We start from the raw sequence: 21,091 nt of genomic DNA, 5'->3' as shown, positions 1-21,091 counted from the left end.
GGGCGGAGGGAGGTTTTCCGCCTGAAAACACATAAGGAAACATATGCGCATATATGAACTGACCATAATACTCAAGCCGCAGCTTTCGGACGCGGAAGTGGCCGCTTTCGTGGACAAGTCCAAAAAGCAGATAGCCGCAGACGGCGGCGAAGTCCTCGTGGAGGAGAAGCAGGGCCGCAGGCGCCTGTTTCACGAGGTGGACAAAAACAGGGAAGGTTTTTACGTTTTCCTGCGTTTCAAGGGAACCCCCCAGTGCAGCGAAAAATTCGGCGCCCAGTTGCGCGTGAACGAGACGGTGCTGCGCTTCATGGCCATACGCAGCGACGAGAAGGAAACTTCCGCCGCCGCGCCAAAGCCGGCCCCCAAGCCCGCGGCGGTGAAGTAAGATGGCCGCAGCCTTGCGCCTGCCGGAACAGAATCAGGTGCTGCTGGTAGGCAGGCTTACGCGGGACCCCGATGTGCGTTTCACCCAGAAGGGGCAGGCCTGGGCGCGTTTTGACATCGCCGTAAACCGCCGCTACAAGGACGCCGCCTCCGGAGAATGGAAGGAAATCGTCTGTTTTGTGCCGGTAGTTGTCTGGGGCCCCGCGGCGGAGCGTTGCCGCGACCGCCTCAAGAAAGGCAGCCCCGTGCACGTGGAAGGCCGCCTGGAGATGAACGACTGGACCGACAAGTCCGGCCAGAAGCGCAGGACCCTCCAGGTGCAGACGCGCCGGCTGCAGGTGCTGGCCTCCGAAACGGACGCGCCGGCAGAAGCTTCGGTTCACGCCGAAGGCGAGCCGTCCTCCGAGCCGCAGGCCGAGCCGTCGCCCGAGGCGATGGACGACGTGCCGTTCTGATTTGCGAAAGTCTGTCCGGCATCCCCGCGCGCGGGGATATTGAGCAGGCCGCTTTTTCAAGGAGACTGTTATGAAGGAAGAAGTTAAAACGGAAATCAAGCGCCCCGCCGCGCCGCCAGCGCAGGACGGCAGGCCCCCCATGCACCGCCGCCGCTACGAGGTGCGCCGCAAGGTGTGCCGCCTCTGCGTGGACAAGGTGGAGAAGATAAGCTACAAAAACATCCCCGTCCTTAAAACTTTCATGATGGACAGCGGGAAAATAATCTCCCGCAGGATAACCGGCACATGTGCCAGGCATCAGCGGCAGGTAACGCGGGCCATAAAGCGCAACCGCACCATAGCCGCGCTGCCCTACGAGATGAAATAGACAAACTGCCGCCGCCGCAGGGCCCGACAGGCCCCGGGGCAGGCCGCCAGGAGGGTTTTTAACATGAAGGTCATCATACGCAAGGACGTTCCCGCTCTGGGCAAAGCCGGCGAGGTCAAAAATGTGCGCGACGGCTACGCCCGCAACTATCTTCTTCCGCGCCGCATGGCCGAACTGGCCACCGATGGCGCGCTGAAGAACTGGAAGCTGGGCGCGCAGCGCCGCTCCGACCGCGCCGCAAAAGAGACCGCCGAGGCTAAAGCCCTCGCCGGCAAGATGGAGGGGCTGGTGCTTTCTTTCACCCGCGCCGCGGGCGAGGACGGCAAGCTCTTTGGCTCCGTAGGCAAATCCGACATCTGGAAAAGCGTCAAGGCCTCCGGCCACGAGATTGCCAAGGAAGCCGTGGACATCGCCGCGCCCATCAAAACCGTGGGCGATACCGACGTTACCCTGCGGCTGGCGCAGGGCGTAACGGCGACAGTCAAAATCCGCATCGCGGCGAAGGCGCAGTAATTTAACGCCGGAGGCCACGGGCCTCCGGCAATTCCGTCAAACCTGCCAAAACCCTGCGGATAGTTGCGGGGTTTTGCTGTCTACAAACACTATGGCCACGGCAAAAGACCGCGTTCCCCCGCAATCAATAGAAGCCGAGATGGCTGTTCTTGGCTCCATGCTGATAGAGCGCGACGCGCTGGAGCGCGCCTGCGAAATAGTGCAGGAAGAGCATTTCTACAGCGCCGCCCACCGCCTCGTTTACAGCGCCATGCGCGCGCTCTACGACAAAAGCCGCGCCGTTGACCTGGTAACGCTTACCGAGGAGCTCAAGCGCTCCGGCAAGCTGGAGGAGGCCGGCGGCGAGGTTTACCTCTCCGAGCTTATAGAGAAAGTCTCCACCGCCGCCCACGTGACCCATTACGCCGACATAGTGCGCCTCAAGGCCACCATGCGCGACCTTATCAACGCGGCCACCGGCATAGTGGAATCCTGCTACCGCGAGGACAACGAGCCCGACGAGCTTGTGGATAAGGCGCAGGAGAAAATTTTCGCCGTGGGGCAGAAGCAGCAGCTTAAAGGCTTCACAGACGCGGGCTCGCTCTCCCAGATAGTGATGGAGCGCATAGAAGCCGCCGCCCGCAAGAAAGAGACCATTACAGGCGTGGCCACCGGCTTCAAGCGTCTGGACGAGATGACGGGCGGACTCCAGCCATCCGACTTCATAATTCTCGCCGCCCGCCCCAGCCAGGGCAAAACCGCGATGGCGCTTAATATCGCCTACCACGCGGCGCTGTCAAAACATACGCCGGTGGCGATGTTCTCGCTTGAAATGTCCAAGGAAAGCATTTTTGAAAGAATGGTGTGCTTCGGCTCGCATGTGAATCTGCACGAGCTGCGCACCGGCATGTTCCGCCGCGAAAAATGGGCCGACATGACCCGGCAATTGGGATTGCTGGGACAGGCGGATATTTTCATAGACGATTCGCCCGGCCTTTCCATCACCGAGATAAAGATGCGCGCGCGCCGCCTCTCCGGCGACCTTAAGAAGAAAGGCAAGAAGCTGGGCGTGGTAATCATAGACTACGTGCAGCTTATCGCCGGCGCGCGCCGCGTGGAAAGCCGCCAGCAGGAAGTGGCCGAGATTTCGCGCCACCTCAAGGACCTTGCCCGCAGCCTTAACCTGCCGGTGCTGGCGTTGTCGCAGCTTAACCGCCGCACCGAGGACAAGGGGCGCGACGGCAACCGCCCCCAGCTTTCGGATTTGCGGGATTCCGGCTCGCTGGAACAGGACGCTGACGTGGTGGCCCTCATCCACCGCGAGGGCTATTACAAGCGCGACGACCCTGCGCTGGAAAACCAGGCCACCCTCATACTGGCCAAACAGCGTAACGGCCCCACGGGAGACATAGAGCTTAATTTCCTGCGGGAATACACGCTGTTCACAAACCCGGCACCGGCCAGCGCCGAATTCACCGGCGAAGCGGCGGTGCTGCCCTCCTGATATGCAGCCTGCCGGCGCGCTGCGCCCCGTCTGGGCGGAAATAAATCTTTCCGCCGTGGAAAGCAATTTGCGCGCGCTGCGCGCCGCCGCCGGAACCAAAATCATGTTCGTGGTCAAGGCCGACGGCTACGGCCACGGCGCGGCGGCCCTGGCGGCATTCGCGCAGGAAAAGGGGCTCTGCGACTGGTTCGGCGTCTCCTGCATAGAGGAAGGTCTGGAGCTGCGCCGCGCCGGCGTCAGCCTGCCTGTTCTGGTGCTGGGCAGCATATACCCGTTTTCGGGTTTTGACGCCGCGCTTGAGGCCGGGCTTTCGGTTACGGTGGCAGGTTATGACGCCGCCGTCCATCTGGAACGGGCCGCCGCCCGGCTTGGCAAAACCGCGCGCTGCCATATCAAGATAGACACCGGCATGGGCCGCATAGGCAGCCGCAGGCCGGGGGCGGTAAAGACGGCGCAGTTCCTGGCGCAGTCCCGCTCCGCCGTGATTGAGGGCGTCTACACCCACCTTTCAAGCCCGGACTGCGACGCGGCCTTCACCCGGCTGCAACTGAAGCATTTTGACGACGCGCTGGACGACATGGCCCGGCTGGGAATCAATCCGGGGCTGCGCCATGCGGCGGGCTCTTACGCCGCGCTGAATATCCCCGAAAGCCGCTACGATTTGATAAGGCCCGGCCTTGCCGCCTACGGGCTGATGGGCGATTTCATCCCCGCACTGTCGCTGAAAAGCCGGATAGTCTTTATAAAGGATATGCGCGCGGGCGCCAGCGTCAGCTACAACCGCTCTTTCCGCTGCCAGAGGCCTACGCGAGTGGCCACAATTCCGATAGGCTACGGCGACGGGTGGAACCGCCGCCTCTCCAACTGCGGCTGCGCGCTGGTCGGCGGAGTCCGCTGCCGGGTGCTGGGCAACATAACGATGGACATGACGATGCTGGATGTTACGCCCATCCCGGACGCAAAAGTGGGCGACGAGGCCGCGCTTATCGGCGCGCAGGGCGGCGAGGCGGTAACCGCGCAGGAGGCCGCCTCCGTCGCCGCCACCATCCCGTACGAGATAACAAGCGCGCTCACCCGCCGCGTTCCCCGCGTATACACGGCGGGGCAGCCGCCGGTTTTTTGATACCATATAACAGTACGGAGGATTTTTTTATGGCGGAACATGCCACCACGGAATTTGAAACCGTAATCGGGCTGGAAATTCATGTCCAGCTAAACACGGAAAGCAAGCTGTTCTGCTCCTGCCTCTCGGGCGCGGCGGACGCAAAGCCCAACACATCCATCTGCCCTGTATGCACGGCCCAGCCGGGGACGCTGCCCGTCCTCAACCGGAAGGCGGTGGAGCTGGCCATCAAGGCGGCGCTTGCCCTCAACTGCAAAATCAACGAGCGCTGCGTCTTCGCCCGCAAAAACTATTTCTACCCGGACCTGCCCAAGGGTTATCAGATATCGCAGTACGAACTGCCGCTTGCCAGCGGCGGCGGTATTTCAATCGGCGAAAAAACCATAGGCATCACCCGCCTGCACATGGAAGAGGATGCGGGCAAGCTGCTGCACGCCATAGGCAGCGCGGAGCTGGATTATTCGCTGGTTGATTTCAACCGCTGCGGCGCGCCCCTTGCCGAGATAGTCTCGGAGCCGGACATGCGCTCCCCCGACGAAGCGTATGCCTATCTTACCGCGCTGAAAGCTGCGCTTCAATGGGCCGGAATCTCCAACTGCGACATGGAAAAGGGCGAGCTGCGCGCCGACGTAAATGTCTCCGTCCGCCCGCGCGGGCAGGAGAAATTCGGCGTAAAGGCGGAGATAAAAAACCTCAACTCCTTCAAGGCGGTCAAAGACTCTCTGGCCCATGAGACAGACCGGCAGATTGCCCTCATAAAAAGCGGCGGCAAAGTAACGCAGGAAACCCGCCTCTGGGACGACAGGGAAGGCAAAACCTTCCCCATGCGCTCCAAAGAGGAGGCGCACGACTACCGCTATTTCCCGGACCCGGACCTGGTGCCGCTGTCGCCTTCGCGGGAACTGGTGGAGGGGCTTAAAGCCTCTCTGCCGGAACTGCCGGACGCCCGGCGGAAAAGAATTGCGCGCGAGTATTCGGTAAGCGACTACGACGCCGGAGTGCTGACGCTGGAAAAGCCGCTGGCGGATTATTTTGAAACCGCCATGAAGGCCGAAAAAATTCCGGCCAAGCCGCTGGTCAACTGGCTGACAAACGACCTGCTGGGCCGGCTCAACGCCGACAAGCGGGCTGTTTCCGATTCCCCCGTTGCGCCGCAGCGGCTGGCGGAACTGGTGGCGCTGGTGGAAAGCGGCAAAATCTCCGGCAAAATGGGCAAGGAAGTTTTTGAAAAAGCCTACTCCTCCGGCCAGTCGCCGCGCGAGATTGTAGAGGCCGCCGGCCTCTCCCAGGTAAGCGACGCTTCCCTACTGGAAGCCTGGGCGAAGGAAGCCATAGCCGCCAACGGGAAAGCGGCGGCGGATTTCAGGGCCGGCAACGAAAAGGCCGCCGGCGCGCTGGTGGGATTTGTGATGAAAAAATCCGGCGGGAAGGCCAATCCCGCCGCGCTTAACGCCATGATAAGGAAACTGCTTGCCTGATATGGACATCAAACAACTCGTCAAACTCGCTCTTCAGGAAGACATCGGCTCCGGCGACATTACAACGGAGGCGCTGCTGCCGGCGGGGGGGAAATACCGCGCCTGCGCGGTGGCCAAGGAAAGCGGCATAGTCTGCGGTATAGAGCCGGCGGCGCTGGCTTTCACGCTGCTGGACGGCAAAATCACCGCCGCGAAGCTGCTGCGCGACGGCGACCCGGTAAAGCCGGGAACGCGGATACTGGAGGTTTGCGGCGGACGCTCCATATTCACGGCGGAGCGGGTGGCTTTGAATTTTCTCCAGCATCTCTCCGGCGTGGCTACGCTCACCTCGCGCTTTGTAAAAGCCGCCGAGGGCACCGCCGCCGTCATACTGGACACGCGCAAGACCACGCCCGGCCTGCGGGAGCTGGAAAAGCGCGCCGTCAAATGCGGCGGCGGCTTCTGCCACAGAATGGGGCTTTACGACGCCGCGCTTATAAAGGACAACCATATCCGCGCCGCCGGCTGGAAGCGGGTGGCCGCCGCGGTGGAGGAGCTTCGCTCCCGGCGCGGGGTGGAATTCATAGAGATAGAGGCCCAGTCGCTTGACGAGGTCCGCCAGGCCGTTGCCATCGGGCCGGACATAATACTGCTGGACAATCTGCCGCTGCCGGAAATAAAAAAAGCGGTGCGGCTGGTGCACGCGCTGCCGCCCGCCCGCCGCCCGCAGCTGGAAATATCCGGCGGGGTGAATTTGGACACCGTGGGCGCGCTGGCGCGCGCCGGGACCGACAGGATATCGGTGGGCAGAATCACCCATTCCGCCCCCGCGCTGGACATAAGTCTTGAGATAACCGATGAAGCTTTATCTTAACATCATAGGCGTGCTGCTGGCGCTTAACGCCATATATATCGGCATGCATCTGTTCGTGGCGTGGTGGCTGGTGCGCCATTTTGAGTGCGTGCCGCCGGGGACGGCGCGGCTGCTGTTTCTGCTCATGGCGCTGCTGCTGCCGTGCGCGATGTATTACGTGCGCCACTGGCCCGGGGGCTTTACCGTAGCGGTGGAGATGTTGACGTATGCGTGGATGGGCGTCCTGTTTATCTGGTTCTGCGCGGCGTTTGCCGGCACAGTGGCGGAGTTTGCCGCCGGGTTTTTCGCCGGCAGGGCGGAAATTCTGTTCTGGGGCGGGCGGCTGACGCTGGGCGCGGTGGCGGCGCTGTCGGTATTTGCGGTGTTCTGCGCCTGGCGCGGGCCGGTGCTGCGGCGCATTGAAATTCCGGTGAAAAACCTGCCCGCCGCGCTGGATGGTTTTGTCATAGCTGAACTTGCCGACATTCACCTGGGCGGTTCGGTGCCGTTTTCCCGGCTGGAAAAGACGCTGCGCATACTCTCCTCAGTGAAACCGGACATGCTGGCAATCGCGGGCGATTTCGTGGACCCCGGCTTCCACGACCCGGAAAAGCTGCGCCGCGCGGCGGAACTGCTGCATTTCCCCGCCGGCAAATACGGGGTGTTCGGCAATCATGAGTTTTATTACGGCATACCGCAGGCGCAACTGATGTACGAGGCTTTCGGCGTGAAGCTGCTGCGCGGCGCGGCAGCGGAGCTGCCGGGCGGCCTGCAAATCGCGGGTATAGACGACAAGCGGGCGGGCCATGTCTCCTCCGCGCAGGTGGCGGAGCTGCTTGCGAAGCTGGACCCCGCCAGGCCGTCGGTGTACCTGTCGCATGAGCCGCTGGATTTTGACATCGCCGCGGCGCACGGCGTGTCGCTGATGCTTTCCGGCCACACCCATGCGGGGCAGATATTCCCGTTCAACCTGTTCGTGCGGACCACTTATAAAAAAATCTACGGCCTGTTCCAAAACGGCGGGGGCTGGCTGTATGTAACCTCCGGCGCGGGCTGGTGGGGGCCGCCCATGCGGCTGCTTACAACGTCCGAAATTCCTGTTTTCACGCTGCGCCCGGCTGTTGTAAAATAATCCGATGCATAAACTGATTCTGCTGGCGGCGGTGGCTTCCTGGGCGGGGACTCCGGCGGATATGGCTTCTTTCTATCCGCAATGGGCCAGATACTCGGTATGGACCCAGGCCGGCCCGCCGTCGCCCTCGGCGGAGACCTACCGCGCATTGAACTGCCTGGTGCAGGGAAAACACAAAATCTCCCCGCGCGACAGCATCAATTCCATAGCGCGCGTATATGGCACGGATGTGCGCTCGCTCCAGTCCACCAACCAGAATGAATTTGTCGTCATGCGCTCCGGCGGTTATATCCGAGTGATGAACAAGAAAGGTTTTCTCTACGAATCCGCCAGGGAGGAAAACCTGGATTCCATAGTCGCGCGCTACTGCAAAGGCGGGGACAAGGCCGCGCTGAAACGTAAAATTATAGACGAAAACCGGCTGCCCCCCTCGGCTATGCTGGGACCGTATCATCTGGAAAAAGGCGAGTACCTGATTCTGCCCGGGGTTTTCGTGGCGGTGGACGGCTACCATATCCCGATAAACGGGCAGTGGCGCATCAGCTCGGGTTTTGGCTACAGGCGGCATCCGCTGCTGCGCCGGCGGATAAAGCATCAGGGCATAGACCTCCCCAAGCCCTACGGGGCGAAGGTGTACCCGTCCCGCTCCGGCACGGTTTCTTTCGCCGGCTGGGAGGGCGGCTACGGCAATATGGTGGAAATAACCCACGACAACGGCGAGGCCACCAGGTACGGACATCTTTCCAGAATTTCAGTCGCCTGCGGCGAGCGCGTTAAAAAAGACAAAACCCTCATCGGCCTGGTCGGAGACACCGGCTACACTACCGGCCCCCATCTGCATTTTGAAATACGCGACAGGCGCGGCAGGCCGGTAAACCCCTACCTGCGGCTTGGCAAAGGCTGACCCGTCCCTCCGCCCGGAGCGCGCATGGCTCCCTGCCGCAACCGCGACTGCGGCCAACCGCATAAAACATTGCTCATGCAGGGGTAAGTCCGGCTTTGCGGTAGAGTTTGGCGGCGGCTTTGTTTTGCGCAGCGGCGATGCGGCGCTCGTCCAGTTTCGCCAGCCTGCCGTCCTTGACCGCGATTTTGCCGTTTACTATCACATGCCTGGCCCTGTGGCTTGTGCCGCAGAACATCAGCGCGGCCACCGGGTCGCTCTGCGCGCCGGCAAAATCCAGCCCGCTCACATCAAACAACGCTATATCGGCGGCCATGCCCGGCTCCAGCGAGCCGATGTCGTCGCGGCCCAGCACGCGCGCGCCGCCAATTGTGGCAAGGCGCAGCGCCTGCCGCGCGCTCATCGCGCCGGCGCCGTCTTTTACGCGGGCGCAGAGCATGGCGTTTCTGGCCTCGCCCGGCATGTCGTTGCAGTCGTTGGAGGCGGAGCCGTCCACCCCCAGCGACACCGCCACGCCGTGCCGCAGATACATATTCACCGGCGCGATGCCAGAACCCAGCCGCATGTTGGACGACGGGCAATGCGCCACGCCGGCACGGGTTTTGGCCATAAGCCGCGATTCGGCGGGATTGAGGTGCACGCAGTGCGCGAACCAGCTTCTGCCGTCCTCCAGCCAGCCGGACGAGCGCATGTATTCCAGCGGGCGCATTCCCAGGGTTTTCAGGCAATAGTCGTTTTCATCTTTTGTTTCGGCCAGATGGGTGTGCATGCGCACATCCCATTTCCGGGCGGCCTGGGCGGTGAGTTTCAGAAGCTCCGGGGTTACTGAAAAAGGCGAGCAGGGCGCAAGCGCGATGCGCGTCATGGCAAAACGCCCCCTGTCGTGGTATTTATTGACGAGGCGTTCGCAGTCCCGCATAATCTCGTCTTCGGTCTGGACCACGTCGTCGGGCGGCAGCCCGCCGGCGGATTTGCCGCGCGACATGGAGCCTCTGCACGGATGGAAACGGATTCCCAGCTCGCGGGCGGCCTCTATCTCCGCGTCTATGAGGTTTGCGCTTGCGCCGCCGGGGAAAAGGTACAGGTGGTCGCTTGAAGTTGTGCAGCCGGAAAGCAGCAGTTCGGCAAGGCCGGCCCGCGCGCTGGCGTGGACGCTTTCCCCGTCTATATGCCGCCAGATTTCGTAGAGATAGACCAGCCAGTCAAAGAGCTTGCTGTCCTGCGCGCCGGGCAGATTGCGGGTGAGCGTCTGGTAGAGATGATGATGCGTGTTCACCAGCCCCGGGACGGCGACGCAGCCGCGGGCGTCAACGGTCTCCATGGCTTTCACGCGCAGGTTTTTGCCGGTTTTAACGATGCGCGGGCCTTCAATATAAATATCCCCGCCGGAGATTTCGGTTCCGGCCCCGTCCATCACCGCGATTTTAAGCGCGTTTTTTACAAGCAGGGTTTTCTGTTTCATAAGTCATCTCCCGCGCAGCATTTTTCCGGCCACGGCTTTGCCGTTGCGCGCCGCCGCGTCGCCGGGGTTTAGCGAAAGCGCCCTGTCAAAATCCGCCAGCGCCTCGCCGTGCCGGCCCAGGTTGCCGCGCGCTATGCCGCGGTTCACATAAGCCTCACCGTAGTCCGGCCTCAGGCGCAGCGCCTCGTTCATGTCGGCTTCGGCGGCGGCAAATCCGCCCGTCCGCATCACGGCGCAGCCTCTTGAAAGATAATCTTCCGCCGAAGGCTCCAGCGCGATGGCTTTTCCGTAATCCCCGGCGGATTGCGGGTACCGGCCCAGCGCAAACTCCGCCGCCGCGCGCAAACGCCATGCCCCGGCGGAAGGTTCCAGCTCCAGCGCTTTGGAAACATCCTCCAGCGCCTGTTCATGCCGCCCCAGCGCGGCCAGAACGGAGGCGCGCGCGTAATAAGCATAACCGTAACGCGGCTTTAGTTCAAGGGCTTTTGCAAAATCCTCCATGGCGGCGGCGTATTTTTTTTGCGCGTAGCGCACCTTGCCCCGGTTCACATAGGTTTCCGCATACCGGGGCCGGGATTTTATGCCGATAGTATAATCCGCCTCGGCCCGCGCATAATCGCCGGTCGCGCTGCAGGCCGCGCCGCGATAGCCGTAAACATAATCAAAGGAGGGGTTGAGCTCTATCGCTTTGGTGAAATCCCCAAGCGCATTGGCGTACTGCCCGCGCGTGAAATACTCCGCGCCCCTGTTGGCCAGCATCGTGGGAACGGCGGTTGAGTCCGCGGAATTGCCGATTTTGGCGATGGCATCGTCGCAGAGGGCTATGCCGTCCAGCCATAAATTCACCCGCGCCGAGCAAAGCCAGCAGCACGCCAGCAAAACCGCGCCGGCGCAGGTTATGGCCGCTTTGCCGTAAAACCGGGCGAATACCGCGCCCGCCAGCAGGAATATCCCCGCCGCCGGTATATACGTGTACCTGTCCGCCGGGAACAGGTCCGGGAAAGGCAGCGCGGGCAGCAGCAGCAGCGCGAAAAAACCCAGCCCGAAAAACGCGGGCGCGCACAGCGGCGTTTTTTCCGGCGCGGCGGCTTCCCAATTCTTCCGGCGGCACAATAATGCCGGGGCAGCCAGCAATGCCGCAAAACCGGACAGAGGCAGGTATTTCGCGGCAAACTGTTCCGGCTGCGCGAAATGCGGGTACAGCACCGAAAGCCGCGCGGGCCACAACGTTTTTGCCAGATAAAACCACAACCCCCGCCCGCACAACGCCAGCTTGTCCATTACAGGCAGCCCCGCGCCGCTTGCCGACAGGAAAAACCCGCCTATGAAAAATGACATTGAAAACATCGCCGCGCCCGCAAGCAGGAACAGGATTTTTTCCGCCCAGACCACGCGCCCCCAGCCGCGCCGCAGCCGCCAGTCAACCAGCACAAGCGCGAAGGGGGCCGCCGCCGCGGTGGGTTTTGACAGCATGGCCAGCGCGAAAAGCAGGCACGAGGCCGCCAGCCCCCGCCAATCCCGCGATTTGACGTATCCGATATAAACCGTCAGCATCGCCAGCAGGAAAAAACAGCAGAGCAGGTCCTTCCTGCCGGAAATCCAGCACACCGATTCGGCGCGCAGCGGATGCGCCGCAAACAGCAGCGAGGCCGCCAGCGCGGCGGGCGCGCCGCCCTCAAGCGCGAGAACAAAGCGATACAGCAGCGTGCAGTTGGCGGCATGCAGCGCGATATTAGTGGCGTGATAGGCGGCGGGGTTGAGGCCGAAAACCAGCCTTTCCAGCCGGAAGGAAAGCGGCGTCAGCGGATGGTAATATCCCAGCGAGGACGACGAAAATACGCCGCCCCATCCCGCGCCGACGACATCGGCGTTGCCGGTTACATACTGCATATCGTCGCCGCCGAGGAAGCCGCCTTTCAGCGAGGGCCAGAACAGCGCGATAGCCAGCGCGGCGGCCAGAAAAGGCGCGGTTTTCGCTTTAATCCATTTCCTGCAGTTGGACAGCGGAATTCTGCGGCAACCGGCGGAATATTCCTGCGCGGAATTTTCCCTGCATGCCGGACGGGCATGCCCGTCAAATTCCGCGGCGGGAATCATCGGACTTGCTCCCGAATAAGCTTTTTGGCAAAAATCACGGCTTTCGCCTTGTGGCTTTGCGGTTTACGGCTTGCAGTCCCGGCGGGATGTCCCGCCAGCCGCCGCCGATTCCGCTGTCAGGCCGCAACTTCCGGATTTATTGCGGCAGACTCCAAAAAAAAGCCCCGGCACTAACCGGGGCTTTCGGTTTCGCTTTTCGGATTAAGCGGCTTTTCTGACGTTGATGGCTTTGGGGCCCTTGTCGGAATCGGAGGTTTCAAACTCCACTTCCTGACCTTCGGTGAGGCTCTTGTAGCCGTCGCCGGTTATTGCTGAGTAATGGACAAACAAATCTTTTGAGCCATCCTCAGGGGTGATGAAGCCGTAACCCTTCTGATTGTTGAACCACTTCACTTTTCCTTTTGCCATTTCTTTATTTCCTCTTTGTGTCTACAGCTTTTGCAAGGAAGCCGCACTGCGCTCCCTAAAACCATTATAGCACATAATTTTGTATTATGGCAGCATGTCGGCATTAAAAGAACTTATAGGCTGGAAACTTGTATTCGGAATATCCGGGCCCGAGGTGGACGAACGCACCCTGGCCCTCTATCACGAGACGGGCGCGCGCGGGCTTATACTCTACCGGCGCAATTACCGCTCCCCGCAGCAGATAAAAACATTGATTTCAACTCTGGAAAGCAGGCTGGAGCGCAGACTGCTGGTAACTCTGGACCACGAGGGCGGGCGTGTGGTGTTTTTCGGCGAGGACGCGGTAACCGTTTTTCCGGACAATTACACCTTCGGCCTGATGGGGGACAGGGAAGCCGCCCGCCAGCACGGAACAATAGAGGCGCGCGAATTGCGCGCGCTTGGCGTGGACGTCAATTTCTCCCCGGTTTGCGACGTCATAGCGGAAAATTACAACCCCGGCATACTTTCGCGCTCCTATTCCAAGTCGCCGGAGGTGGTGGCCTCTTTCATCAAAGAGCGCATCGCCGGCTCTCAGGCATTCGGCCTCAGCGCGACGGCCAAGCATTTTCCCGGAAAAGGCCACACCACGGTGGACGCGCATATAAAGCTGCCGGTCATCCATTCCACCATGAAGGAGATGGAGGATTTCCATCTCAAACCCTTTGAGGCCGCCATGGAGGCGGGGGTGGACTGCATCATGTCCTCGCATCCGCTTTATGTCAATATAGACCCGGACGCGCCCGCCACATTCTCGCGCAAGATAATCCACGGGCTGCTGCGCGAGAAATACGGCTACAAAGGCGTTATAGTCTCCGACGACCTGGAGATGGGCGCGCTGGCGGACTACGGCGGCGCGGGGGCGGCCATAGTCAAGGCCGACAAGGCCGGGCACGACCTGCTGCTGGTCTGCCATGCGACCGACGCGCAGAACAAATCGTATCACGAGCTGCTGAAGGCTTACGAGGACGGTTCCCTCAAGCGCGCCGAGCTGGAAAAATCGGTGGAGCGCATAAAGGCGCTGTTTGCCAAACGCGAAAAGCGGTTTGACGGCCAGCCGGGCCCGCTGGCCGAAGGCGGCGAGCTGGCAAGGCGCGCCGCGGGCCGGGCCGCCGACATAATCAATCCGGGCAATTTTGAGATTCCGGTCCGGCTTGCCGATTTTACCGGCAAAACTGTTTTCATTTACCCGCGCTTTGCCGACATGACCGAAACCCTGATGTGGGAGCGCGGCGCCGCGGACCTGGACAGGTATTTCCTGTCCCAGAGCTGCGCGCGCGGTTTCCGGCCCAAGCTGTGCCGCGTGCCGCTTGCCCCGGACGACAATGCCGTGGCCAGGACAATCGCGCAGATTGAAGGCGCGGACCTCTCCGTGATATTTGTCTGGGACGCGGGTCTGCATGACGGCTGGCGCAAGGTGTTCGAGGCGGCGCAGTCGCGCTCCAAGCGCTGCATCGCCATTCTGCTGCGCGATTTCTTTGACAGCCGCTTCGCGCTGCCCGGCACGCTTGTGGCCTCCGGCTACGGCTTCAGGAAATGCCAGCTTGACGCCGTCTGCGCCAAAGTCTTCGCAGATAACTAGCCCGGAAATCGCAGTTGGATTGCGGAATTCATCGGCGGCTGGCGCGGCCAGTCCGGCGCGGAATTTGATGGGCATACCCGCACGAACAATTCCGCACAGGAATGTCACGCTCTCCGCCGGCGAATTCCGCTGTCCAGCTGCAATTTCCTGGCTGAGCTTCAGCGGGAACCGGCGGCGGCAAGCTCTTTTTTGTGCCTGGCGGATTCCCTGAGGTATTCCACCACAGCCGGTATCACCGATATTATGATGATGGCGGCTATCACGTAATGAAAATGGTGCTTGACCACCGGCAGATTGGAAAACTTGTTTCCCGCCCATAAAAACGCGCATACCCACGCGATTCCGCCCGTAACGTTATAGAGCGCGAACTTGCCGTAGCCCATTGTCCCGATTCCCGCGACAAAAGGCGCGAAGGTGCGTATTATCGGGATAAAGCGCGCCAGTATTATGGTCTTGCCGCCGTATTTCTCGTAAAAATTATGCGCGCGCAGCAAATGCCCGCGGTTGAGCCAGCGCGAAGTCTCGCTGCTGAAAACCTTCGGCCCCGTCCAGCGGCCTATGGCGTAATTCACCGCGTCGCCCGCCACCGCCGCGACCGACAGCAGCAGCATGGTAAAGCCTATGTTGATGGGAGAGCCGTCCCTGGCAGACAGCGCGCCTATCGCGAACAAAAAAGAATCCCCCGGCAGGAAAGGCGTAACCACAAGCCCCGTCTCGCAGAATATCACCAGAAAAAACACCACATACAGCCACTGCCCCAGCGAGCCGGCCCATGTGTTGAGATGCGTGTCAAGATGAAAAAAAATATCAACGGCGGTGTGCAGCAGTCCGACAAGGGAGTCAATCATGCTCGTCCTCCGGGTATGGTTTGCCGTCGGCGGCGGGCGGGCGGGTCCTGCCTATCACTCCGGCCAGCACGGCTATGGTCAGCACGTAGGGTATCATTTGTATGAACTGCGCGGGAATATGCACGCCCGCGGTCTGGAGATTTATCTGCGCCGTTTCCGCCAGGCCGAAAAACGCGGCGGCGCAGGCCGCGCCCAGCGGGTTCCACTTGCCGAAAATCATGGCCGCCAGCGCGATATAGCCGCGCCCGCCGCTCATCCCGTCGCTGAACTGGTGCTGGTCAAAGGCCAGCCACGCGCCCGCCATGGCGGCCAGCACGCCGCAGAACAGAACCGCCAGATAGCGGGTCAGATACACGTTTACGCCCAGCGTCCCGGCGCATTCGGGATGCTCGCCAACGGCGCGCATCCGCAGCCCCAGCGGTGTGCGGTAGACCAGATGCCAGGCCGCATACATCAGCAGCGGCGCCGCCAGCATAAGCGGGTCCGCCAGCAACGTGCCCAGCGCCGGGATTTTTCCCAGAACGCCGGCCCCGCATTGCGGCAGCCCCGCTATCCGCGCCGAATTGGCGGACGAGTTGAATATCAGCTTGAGGAAAAATTTGGTGGCTCCCACCGCCAGCATGTTCACCGCCAGCCCGGATATTATCTGATTCGCCCGGCAGTGTATGGAGACGAAAGCGTGTATCAGCGAGACCGCAATCCCGCCCGCCGCCGCGCACAGCGCGCCAATCCACGGGTTGCCGGTGTAATAGGTCCCCAACGTGGCGCAGAAGGCGCCGGTGAGCATGATGCCCTCCAGCGCGATATTGACCACGCCCGCGGTTTCCGACACCGCCGCCCCCGCCGCCGCCAGGGCATACGGCACTGAAATCCTGATGGCCTGCGCCAGCAGCGCGGCGGCAAACACTATATATCCGCCTTCAGTCATCGGAAAACTCCGCCCGTCTTGCCAGCCCGTCAAAGGCTATGACGAAAATAATCACCAGCGCCTGGATGGCAAGCACTATATCTTTCGGGACCAGCGCGTTTATGACCAGCGTCCCGTGCGACAATGCGCCAAACAGCAGCGCCGCCGCCACTATGCCCGCCGGGTTGTTCTGCCCGGCCAGCGCCACCGCTATGCCCATAAACCCCGCCCCGCCGCAGAAACCTTCCTCAAAATAATGCTTGTAGCCCATCACGAAATTCGCCGCGCCCAACCCGGCCAGCGCGCCCGCCGCCACAAAAGCCCCGGCCATGCGCGCGGGGACGTTTATTCCCGCAGTGGCCGCCGCGTCCGGGCTAAGCCCGGCGGCGCGGACCTCGTAGCCGAACGCGGTTTTGCGCAGCAGCCACCAGACCGCGGCGCAGGCCGTCAGCGCGATGAGAAGCGACACATTGGCGGGCGAGCCTTTGAAAGCGCCGATAAACGCATCCAGCCGCGGCAGGAAGGAAGACGGCATTCCGGCGGCGGTATGCACGGTTTCCGGCTCGTGGAATTTAACCGCCACCAGATAGTTGGCCAGCGCGGCGGCGATGAAATTCATCATTATGGTGGTGATAACCTCGTGCGCGCCGCGCCGGGCCTTTAGCAGCGCGGGCGGCGCGGCCCACAGCGCGCCGCCCAGCATGGCGGCCAGCAGGCAGACGGGGATATGGACAACCGCCGGCAGCCCGCGCAGCTCCGACGCCGCCAGCGCGCAGCACAGGCCGCCCATCGTCATCTGGCCTTCCGCGCCGATATTAAACAACCCCGCCTTGAAGGCAAGGGCAACCGACAGCCCCGCCAGAATCAGCGGAGTTGCCTTGAATAAAATCTGCGCCAGGCCGTAGGGGTTTAGCAATGTCCCCTGCGCCAGCCGCGCGTAAACCGCCAGCGGGTCAACCCCCACAGCCAGCATAAGCGCGGCGCCTATGGCGAAAGCCAGCCCCACCGCCGCAACCGAGCTTGCCAGCCGCAATAAAGCCGTTTTCCGGGAGGCGGTCATCAGGCCTGCTTCCCGGGCATGGCTTGCGGCTTATGCGGGCTTGGGCAGGCAGGTTCCCGGCGAGGACGCGCTGTTTCGCCGCAAACCGAAATCTTGTGTTCTTGCCTCATAAATCTTATCCGGGAGCATGGCTATTTCGCCTCCGGGCGCTCTCTCATCGTATAGCGGCGGTAATCCTGCGAAAGGCTGGATGCCAGCAGCCGGCGCAGCGCCGGGAATTTATCGCAGCGGCGGAAAACCGAGTCGGCCAGCGGCAATGTAACCGCGTAGAAAACGAAGTTGAACAGAAACCCGGAAAACCATCCCAGCCCCAGCCCGAAAATAAGGCTCCACGGAATCAGCCAGCCGAAATTCATCGCGAAGGCGCGCAGCAGCGAAAATTGTATCGCCCGCTGCGGGCAGTCGTTTATGCAGCGCTGGCAGCCCTGGCAGGAGAATCTCCAGACAGGCCTGCCGCCGGACAACGTTATCGCTCCTGCGGGGCAGCTTCCGGCGCAATGGCCGCAGCCGTTGCAGTTATTGTCAGCGGCAAAGCATTTGCCCATCAGCCTGCGCCCCAGCGGCAGAAACAGCGCGCCCATGACCAGGCCGGCGGCATAAGCCGGGGCGGCGTTGGTCCTGAAATGCCTTTCCCCCGATACAATTGCCAGCGCGGCGTCATCCGCTTTTTCATCGGCGCGCTCGGTGATTTTGTCGCACAGGTCCTGCGGCGGCGGATTGAGAAACGACGTGATATTGCCCGGATAGGATATCGCCTCGGTGAAAAAAACCAGATAGCCGCGCGCCGCCAGTTCCGCGCAGGCCTGCTCCAGCGCGCGGCCTTCGTTGCCTTCCCTGCCGGGGGACTGGCTGCCCATGGTGGCCACCACAGCCGCCCTGGTCCGGGCGCAGCGCGGCAGGCCCGCGATGTGGCGCGACATTATCTCCGGCACGGAGCCGGCGTATACCGGGAACATGAACACATGCGCCGCATCGGACATGCAGTTGCCGCCCTTTTCTATGTCAAGTATCGGCGCGATTATATTTTTTGCCGAGAATGCGCGCGCTATCCGCCGCGCCGCGTGCATGGTGTTGCCCGTGCCGCTGAATACATGAATGCAGATTTCGGACGACATACGCTATGATACCATACCCGCCGCGGCGGGGGGAACATTATTGATGTCTGCATAAATAAAAGCCTATGCGAAGGCCCGAATTCAGGCTGCGCGCCAGCCTGAAAGTTTCAGTTGGTGTGAGGACCGAGGCGAAAAAGCGCGAGATAATGCCGAACAAAATTATCCGCGCGTGCTTCACAGCACGAAAGGATAATTTTGTGAAGGCAGTATGAAGCGATTTTTCGCCGAATCCCGCAGCCAACTGAAACTTTCAGGCCAGGCGCGGCTGCGCCGCTGTGCTGTCCGCACTGCAAACAGCCGCAACGACGCGCGCGGCCTGAAGGCGGGCCTCCCCGAAGGGGCCGAGCCGCTTTCGGGCTGCAACCGCGTCGCCAAAGGCCGGACATACGAACAGTATGTCCAGCCTTTGGCTTCTTGTTTCGCTGCGAAATCGGCTCAGTCGCATAGGCTTTTATTTATGCAGACATCAATAGCCTGAATGTTTCAGTTGGATTGCGGGATTCGGCGGCAGCCGGCGGGACATTCCTGCACAGAATTTTCCCCGCATGCGCCGGACAGGTATGCTCTTCAAATTCCGAGCCGCGCGGAACGTCAGTCGGCGCGTATTGAGATGGACGTGTTGTCAAAAACCACGTTGCTTACCACGAACCAGAAAGGCCTTGTGGGCGTGGGCGCGGCGTGAACGCCGATCTGCAGGGTGTTGAGCATGAAATCCGGCACGGTCCAGTAGGAGATATTGAGCGGATTGAATTTCAGGAACAGGTCGGAGGCCCCGCTGCGCTCTATTGTCGCGCTGCCGGAAAAAGGCGAATCGTTGTATTTGCCGCTAAGCGAGAGCCCGCTGAGCGTGTGCTGCTGTTCCTGTCCGGGCAGCAGGTGGATTTCCATTTTCAAATCCGACAACTGCGGAATAAGCGCGTGCGCCGCCTCGCCTATGTTGTCGGAGTCCACTATGCCGCTTGTAAGGCGCAGTGTCCCCAGCTTGAGTATTTTCGCGCCCTCAAATGTGGCCGGCGAGGCGGTTATGAACCGGCAGTCCTGCAAAACGGCTGAGACGCCGAACACATCTCCCTTGCCCAGCCTGATGGAGCCGGCGGTCAGGTTAATCCATCTGTAGGACTGCCTGTCCGGGTCCCAGGGGCCGATGTCCGCCAGCACGTCTTCCGCTATAAAGCCGGCGAATTTAAGCCGCTTGACGCTGTATGCCGCGCTTTTGAACGGCGGGAACCGGAAATCGCGCTGCGCCAGCACCGTAACAACGTCGCCGGTGTCAAGCTTGTAGCTTCCCCTGGCCTCATAGGCGTCAATGACCGGGTCCGGCCTGGCCATGTCGCCAAACAACGGGGATTTGGCCGGCGCGGCTCCCGGCGGGCGGACGTCCAGCACGACGGCGGGATAAACTGAAAATCCCGCGTCATCCCACATGAAAGACAGCGGCTTGAACCCGGCCCGCTCCGCAAGCCAGTTCAGATAGTACGGCTCAAGGGACGGGTTTTTTGATACGGCGACCACGCTCTGCCCCCTGGCGGCGGCGAGCCGTGCCGCATCCTGCAAAACCCTGCCCAGCGCCTGGCCGTAGGGCTTTCGCCGTCCGGCGTCCACAAGCGCCACCCTGCCCAGAGGGGTTGTGATATGCAGCGACGGCAGCGCGCCAAGCTGGTAAGCCGCGCTGAAAACGAATAGCCCGCCCAGTATCCAGAAATAGAATTTCCGGGGAGACATCACTCCCAGCATGACCGAAACCGCGGCAAGCGAAGGTAGATAATACTCCGCCCTGTGCTGCGGCAGAAGCGACACAAACAGCAGCGGCGCGAACAGCCAGTAGCATATGTCCCGCCTGTAGGGATAGACGGCGAACTGCGTGGTGAAAAACCACAGGCCCATGACGGATGCGGCGATGAAAAACGGGATCTGCAGCCAGTCCGCGGAATTGACCAGATACCACGGCATGGCGGACAGCGTATGCATGGCCAGCTGGCGCAGGTTCTCAAATATGCTTACAGAGGAAACCACCACCATCCCGGGCAGCACGTTGTGCGTAACCCACTGCATTATCGGCACCATGTTGTTTGACAGCCACAACAGATACACCCCCGCCCACACCCAGAACACGCGCATGACATTGGCGCGCGTTACATGGTTCATTATTCCGTAAAACAGAAGGTTCATCAGCGGAATGGTGCAAAGCGGGTAAACCCACGAGGTCAGCATCCCCAGCAGGCTGAATATGCCCCAGACGAAGGTCCACGGGGCGGATTCAAAATCGTCGGACCAGATGAAAGCCGCGTAAGCCGCGGCCGTAAACGCTATAAGCGCCAGCTCCGGAGAAAGCTGCCGCATGCAGCCCAGCACGAACGGCAGGCTGGAGGCGAATGCCGCCGCCACCAGCGACGCCGGCTCGGTGCGGCTGCGCCGGGTTATCAGATAGACCGACATGCATAATATCGCCAGATAAACCGTTTGAAGCCCCGTGCCGGAAGGCGGCCTGCCGGACTGTTCGGGCGAGGTCAGCGCCAGCGTCCAGTAATAAAGGGGCGGGCGGGGCAGCCCGTCCTCGTCCAGCGGGGACTTTATCAGCTCCATGAGCTTCCCGGAAGAAGCCGCCTGCCGGTATGTCTGCGCCGCCCGCAATGAGGCCACTTCCTCCGGCCCCAGCCGATGGCGCGCGTCCCTTGCCGCCCACATTGACAGCAGAAATCCCTGCGCCAGCGCCATCAGGCAGGCCAGAAACAGCCCGTAAAGCACTTCCGGTTTTTTGCTGCCGCGGGCTATGGTATCGGCGGTTTCCTTTTCAAAGTAAATGCCCTCCAGCACCATGCGCATCAGCCGGATTTTCTCGGACAGACTGCGCGGCCTGCAGCTTGGCTCCGCTCCGGCTCCGCGGGGGATTACAGAGTCGCTCATA

General features: G+C 61.5%; 20 protein-coding genes. 12 read left to right on the top strand and 8 right to left on the bottom strand.

Features of this window, described 5'->3' with window-relative positions; genetic code table 11:
- Positions 1-43 precede the first annotated feature (43 nt).
- From rpsF to WC421_00660, 10 genes are all read left to right on the top strand, one after another.
- The gene (rpsF, locus tag WC421_00705) at positions 44-385 is read left to right on the top strand and encodes a 30S ribosomal protein S6 (protein ID MFA5160744.1); all 342 of its coding nucleotides are present in this window, start codon (positions 44-46) and stop codon (positions 383-385) included.
- Position 386: 1 nt separating this feature from the next.
- A complete protein-coding gene (locus WC421_00700) occupies positions 387-839 on the top strand; it encodes a single-stranded DNA-binding protein (protein MFA5160743.1) in 453 nt (150 codons plus the stop codon).
- Positions 840-909: 70 nt separating this feature from the next.
- Entirely contained in the window at positions 910-1,206 is a 297-nt protein-coding gene (gene rpsR, locus WC421_00695) for a 30S ribosomal protein S18 (GenBank protein MFA5160742.1), read from the top strand.
- Between the two features lie 63 nt (positions 1,207-1,269).
- A complete protein-coding gene (gene rplI / locus WC421_00690; protein MFA5160741.1) occupies positions 1,270-1,719 on the top strand; it encodes a 50S ribosomal protein L9 in 450 nt (149 codons plus the stop codon).
- 91 nt (positions 1,720-1,810) lie between these two features.
- Positions 1,811-3,202 (top strand): replicative DNA helicase, encoded by a 1,392-nt coding sequence (dnaB, locus tag WC421_00685; GenBank protein MFA5160740.1) that lies wholly within the window; start codon positions 1,811-1,813, stop codon positions 3,200-3,202.
- A gap of 1 nt (position 3,203) precedes the next feature.
- Positions 3,204-4,325, top strand: a complete 1,122-nt coding sequence (gene alr, locus WC421_00680) for an alanine racemase (protein MFA5160739.1) — start codon at positions 3,204-3,206, stop codon at positions 4,323-4,325.
- Between the two features lie 29 nt (positions 4,326-4,354).
- Entirely contained in the window at positions 4,355-5,803 is a 1,449-nt protein-coding gene (gatB, locus tag WC421_00675; protein ID MFA5160738.1) for an Asp-tRNA(Asn)/Glu-tRNA(Gln) amidotransferase subunit GatB, read from the top strand.
- Position 5,804: 1 nt separating this feature from the next.
- Positions 5,805-6,656, top strand: a complete 852-nt coding sequence (nadC, locus tag WC421_00670; GenBank protein ID MFA5160737.1) for a carboxylating nicotinate-nucleotide diphosphorylase — start codon at positions 5,805-5,807, stop codon at positions 6,654-6,656.
- Positions 6,640-7,767, top strand: coding sequence for a metallophosphoesterase (locus WC421_00665; GenBank protein ID MFA5160736.1), 1,128 nt, complete (start codon positions 6,640-6,642; stop codon positions 7,765-7,767). The genes nadC and WC421_00665 overlap by 17 nt, the downstream gene beginning before the upstream one ends.
- A 4-nt stretch (positions 7,768-7,771) precedes the next feature.
- Positions 7,772-8,671: a M23 family metallopeptidase gene (locus WC421_00660; protein ID MFA5160735.1), complete on the top strand. Its 900-nt coding sequence runs from the start codon at positions 7,772-7,774 to the stop codon at positions 8,669-8,671.
- Between the two features lie 73 nt (positions 8,672-8,744).
- Here WC421_00660 and WC421_00655 read toward each other — a convergent pair whose 3' ends face one another.
- The 3 genes from WC421_00655 to WC421_00645 form a co-directional block, all read right to left on the bottom strand.
- The gene (locus WC421_00655) at positions 8,745-10,130 is read right to left on the bottom strand and encodes an 8-oxoguanine deaminase (GenBank protein MFA5160734.1); all 1,386 of its coding nucleotides are present in this window, start codon (positions 10,128-10,130) and stop codon (positions 8,745-8,747) included.
- A 3-nt stretch (positions 10,131-10,133) separates the two neighbouring features.
- The gene (locus WC421_00650; GenBank protein MFA5160733.1) at positions 10,134-12,227 is read right to left on the bottom strand and encodes a tetratricopeptide repeat protein; all 2,094 of its coding nucleotides are present in this window, start codon (positions 12,225-12,227) and stop codon (positions 10,134-10,136) included.
- A gap of 201 nt (positions 12,228-12,428) precedes the next feature.
- Complete coding sequence (locus WC421_00645; protein MFA5160732.1) at positions 12,429-12,635, bottom strand: cold-shock protein; 207 nt, start codon at positions 12,633-12,635, stop codon at positions 12,429-12,431.
- Between the two features lie 94 nt (positions 12,636-12,729).
- Between WC421_00645 and nagZ the strand changes: the two genes are divergently transcribed.
- Entirely contained in the window at positions 12,730-14,256 is a 1,527-nt protein-coding gene (gene nagZ / locus WC421_00640) for a beta-N-acetylhexosaminidase (protein MFA5160731.1), read from the top strand.
- Positions 14,257-14,414: 158 nt separating this feature from the next.
- Here the strand turns inward: nagZ and WC421_00635 are convergent, their stop codons facing one another.
- The 4 genes from WC421_00635 to WC421_00620 all read right to left on the bottom strand — a co-directional run bounded on the left by WC421_00635 (position 14,415) and on the right by WC421_00620 (position 18,186).
- Positions 14,415-15,104, bottom strand: a complete 690-nt coding sequence (locus WC421_00635) for a DedA family protein (GenBank protein MFA5160730.1) — start codon at positions 15,102-15,104, stop codon at positions 14,415-14,417.
- Complete coding sequence (locus WC421_00630; GenBank protein ID MFA5160729.1) at positions 15,097-16,032, bottom strand: ABC transporter permease; 936 nt, start codon at positions 16,030-16,032, stop codon at positions 15,097-15,099. Before WC421_00630 ends, WC421_00635 begins: the two co-directional genes overlap by 8 nt.
- The gene (locus tag WC421_00625; GenBank protein MFA5160728.1) at positions 16,025-17,071 is read right to left on the bottom strand and encodes an ABC transporter permease; all 1,047 of its coding nucleotides are present in this window, start codon (positions 17,069-17,071) and stop codon (positions 16,025-16,027) included. The genes WC421_00630 and WC421_00625 overlap by 8 nt, the downstream gene beginning before the upstream one ends.
- A 131-nt stretch (positions 17,072-17,202) precedes the next feature.
- Positions 17,203-18,186 (bottom strand): EFR1 family ferrodoxin, encoded by a 984-nt coding sequence (locus WC421_00620; GenBank protein ID MFA5160727.1) that lies wholly within the window; start codon positions 18,184-18,186, stop codon positions 17,203-17,205.
- A gap of 208 nt (positions 18,187-18,394) precedes the next feature.
- On the opposite strand from WC421_00620, the gene WC421_00615 reads away from it, so the two are divergent.
- A complete protein-coding gene (locus tag WC421_00615) occupies positions 18,395-18,664 on the top strand; it encodes a hypothetical protein (GenBank protein MFA5160726.1) in 270 nt (89 codons plus the stop codon).
- A gap of 113 nt (positions 18,665-18,777) precedes the next feature.
- On the opposite strand, the gene WC421_00610 is transcribed toward WC421_00615, so the two are convergent.
- Positions 18,778-21,090, bottom strand: a complete 2,313-nt coding sequence (locus tag WC421_00610) for a glycosyltransferase family 39 protein (protein MFA5160725.1) — start codon at positions 21,088-21,090, stop codon at positions 18,778-18,780.
- Between the last annotated feature and the right edge of the window lies 1 nt (position 21,091).

It is taken from the genome of Elusimicrobiales bacterium, assembly GCA_041651175.1.
Classification (GTDB): Bacteria; Elusimicrobiota; Elusimicrobia; order Elusimicrobiales; family Elusimicrobiaceae; genus JAQTYB01.
Note: the sequence above shows the minus strand (reverse complement) of the source record. Positions and strands in the feature narration are given on the sequence as shown.

Excerpts from the sequence above, each read along its gene's own strand:
- WC421_00645 (MFA5160732.1), bottom strand. The coding sequence starts at position 12,635 with ATGGCAAAAGGAAAAGTGAAGTGGTTCAACAATCAGAAGGGTTACGGC.
- WC421_00630 (MFA5160729.1), bottom strand. The coding sequence starts at position 16,032 with ATGACTGAAGGCGGATATATAGTGTTTGCCGCCGCGCTGCTGGCGCAG.
- WC421_00620 (MFA5160727.1), bottom strand. The coding sequence starts at position 18,186 with ATGTCGTCCGAAATCTGCATTCATGTATTCAGCGGCACGGGCAACACC.
- rplI (MFA5160741.1), top strand. The coding sequence starts at position 1,270 with ATGAAGGTCATCATACGCAAGGACGTTCCCGCTCTGGGCAAAGCCGGC.
- WC421_00610 (MFA5160725.1), bottom strand. The coding sequence starts at position 21,090 with ATGAGCGACTCTGTAATCCCCCGCGGAGCCGGAGCGGAGCCAAGCTGC.
- WC421_00635 (MFA5160730.1), bottom strand. The coding sequence starts at position 15,104 with ATGATTGACTCCCTTGTCGGACTGCTGCACACCGCCGTTGATATTTTT.
- WC421_00655 (MFA5160734.1), bottom strand. The coding sequence starts at position 10,130 with ATGAAACAGAAAACCCTGCTTGTAAAAAACGCGCTTAAAATCGCGGTG.
- WC421_00660 (MFA5160735.1), top strand. The coding sequence starts at position 7,772 with ATGCATAAACTGATTCTGCTGGCGGCGGTGGCTTCCTGGGCGGGGACT.
- WC421_00650 (MFA5160733.1), bottom strand. The coding sequence starts at position 12,227 with ATGATTCCCGCCGCGGAATTTGACGGGCATGCCCGTCCGGCATGCAGG.
- WC421_00615 (MFA5160726.1), top strand. The coding sequence starts at position 18,395 with ATGAAGCGATTTTTCGCCGAATCCCGCAGCCAACTGAAACTTTCAGGC.
- WC421_00700 (MFA5160743.1), top strand. The coding sequence starts at position 387 with ATGGCCGCAGCCTTGCGCCTGCCGGAACAGAATCAGGTGCTGCTGGTA.
- rpsR (MFA5160742.1), top strand. The coding sequence starts at position 910 with ATGAAGGAAGAAGTTAAAACGGAAATCAAGCGCCCCGCCGCGCCGCCA.
- WC421_00665 (MFA5160736.1), top strand. The coding sequence starts at position 6,640 with ATGAAGCTTTATCTTAACATCATAGGCGTGCTGCTGGCGCTTAACGCC.
- WC421_00625 (MFA5160728.1), bottom strand. The coding sequence starts at position 17,071 with ATGACCGCCTCCCGGAAAACGGCTTTATTGCGGCTGGCAAGCTCGGTT.
- rpsF (MFA5160744.1), top strand. The coding sequence starts at position 44 with ATGCGCATATATGAACTGACCATAATACTCAAGCCGCAGCTTTCGGAC.
- dnaB (MFA5160740.1), top strand. The coding sequence starts at position 1,811 with ATGGCCACGGCAAAAGACCGCGTTCCCCCGCAATCAATAGAAGCCGAG.
- nadC (MFA5160737.1), top strand. The coding sequence starts at position 5,805 with ATGGACATCAAACAACTCGTCAAACTCGCTCTTCAGGAAGACATCGGC.
- gatB (MFA5160738.1), top strand. The coding sequence starts at position 4,355 with ATGGCGGAACATGCCACCACGGAATTTGAAACCGTAATCGGGCTGGAA.
- nagZ (MFA5160731.1), top strand. The coding sequence starts at position 12,730 with ATGTCGGCATTAAAAGAACTTATAGGCTGGAAACTTGTATTCGGAATA.
- alr (MFA5160739.1), top strand. The coding sequence starts at position 3,204 with ATGCAGCCTGCCGGCGCGCTGCGCCCCGTCTGGGCGGAAATAAATCTT.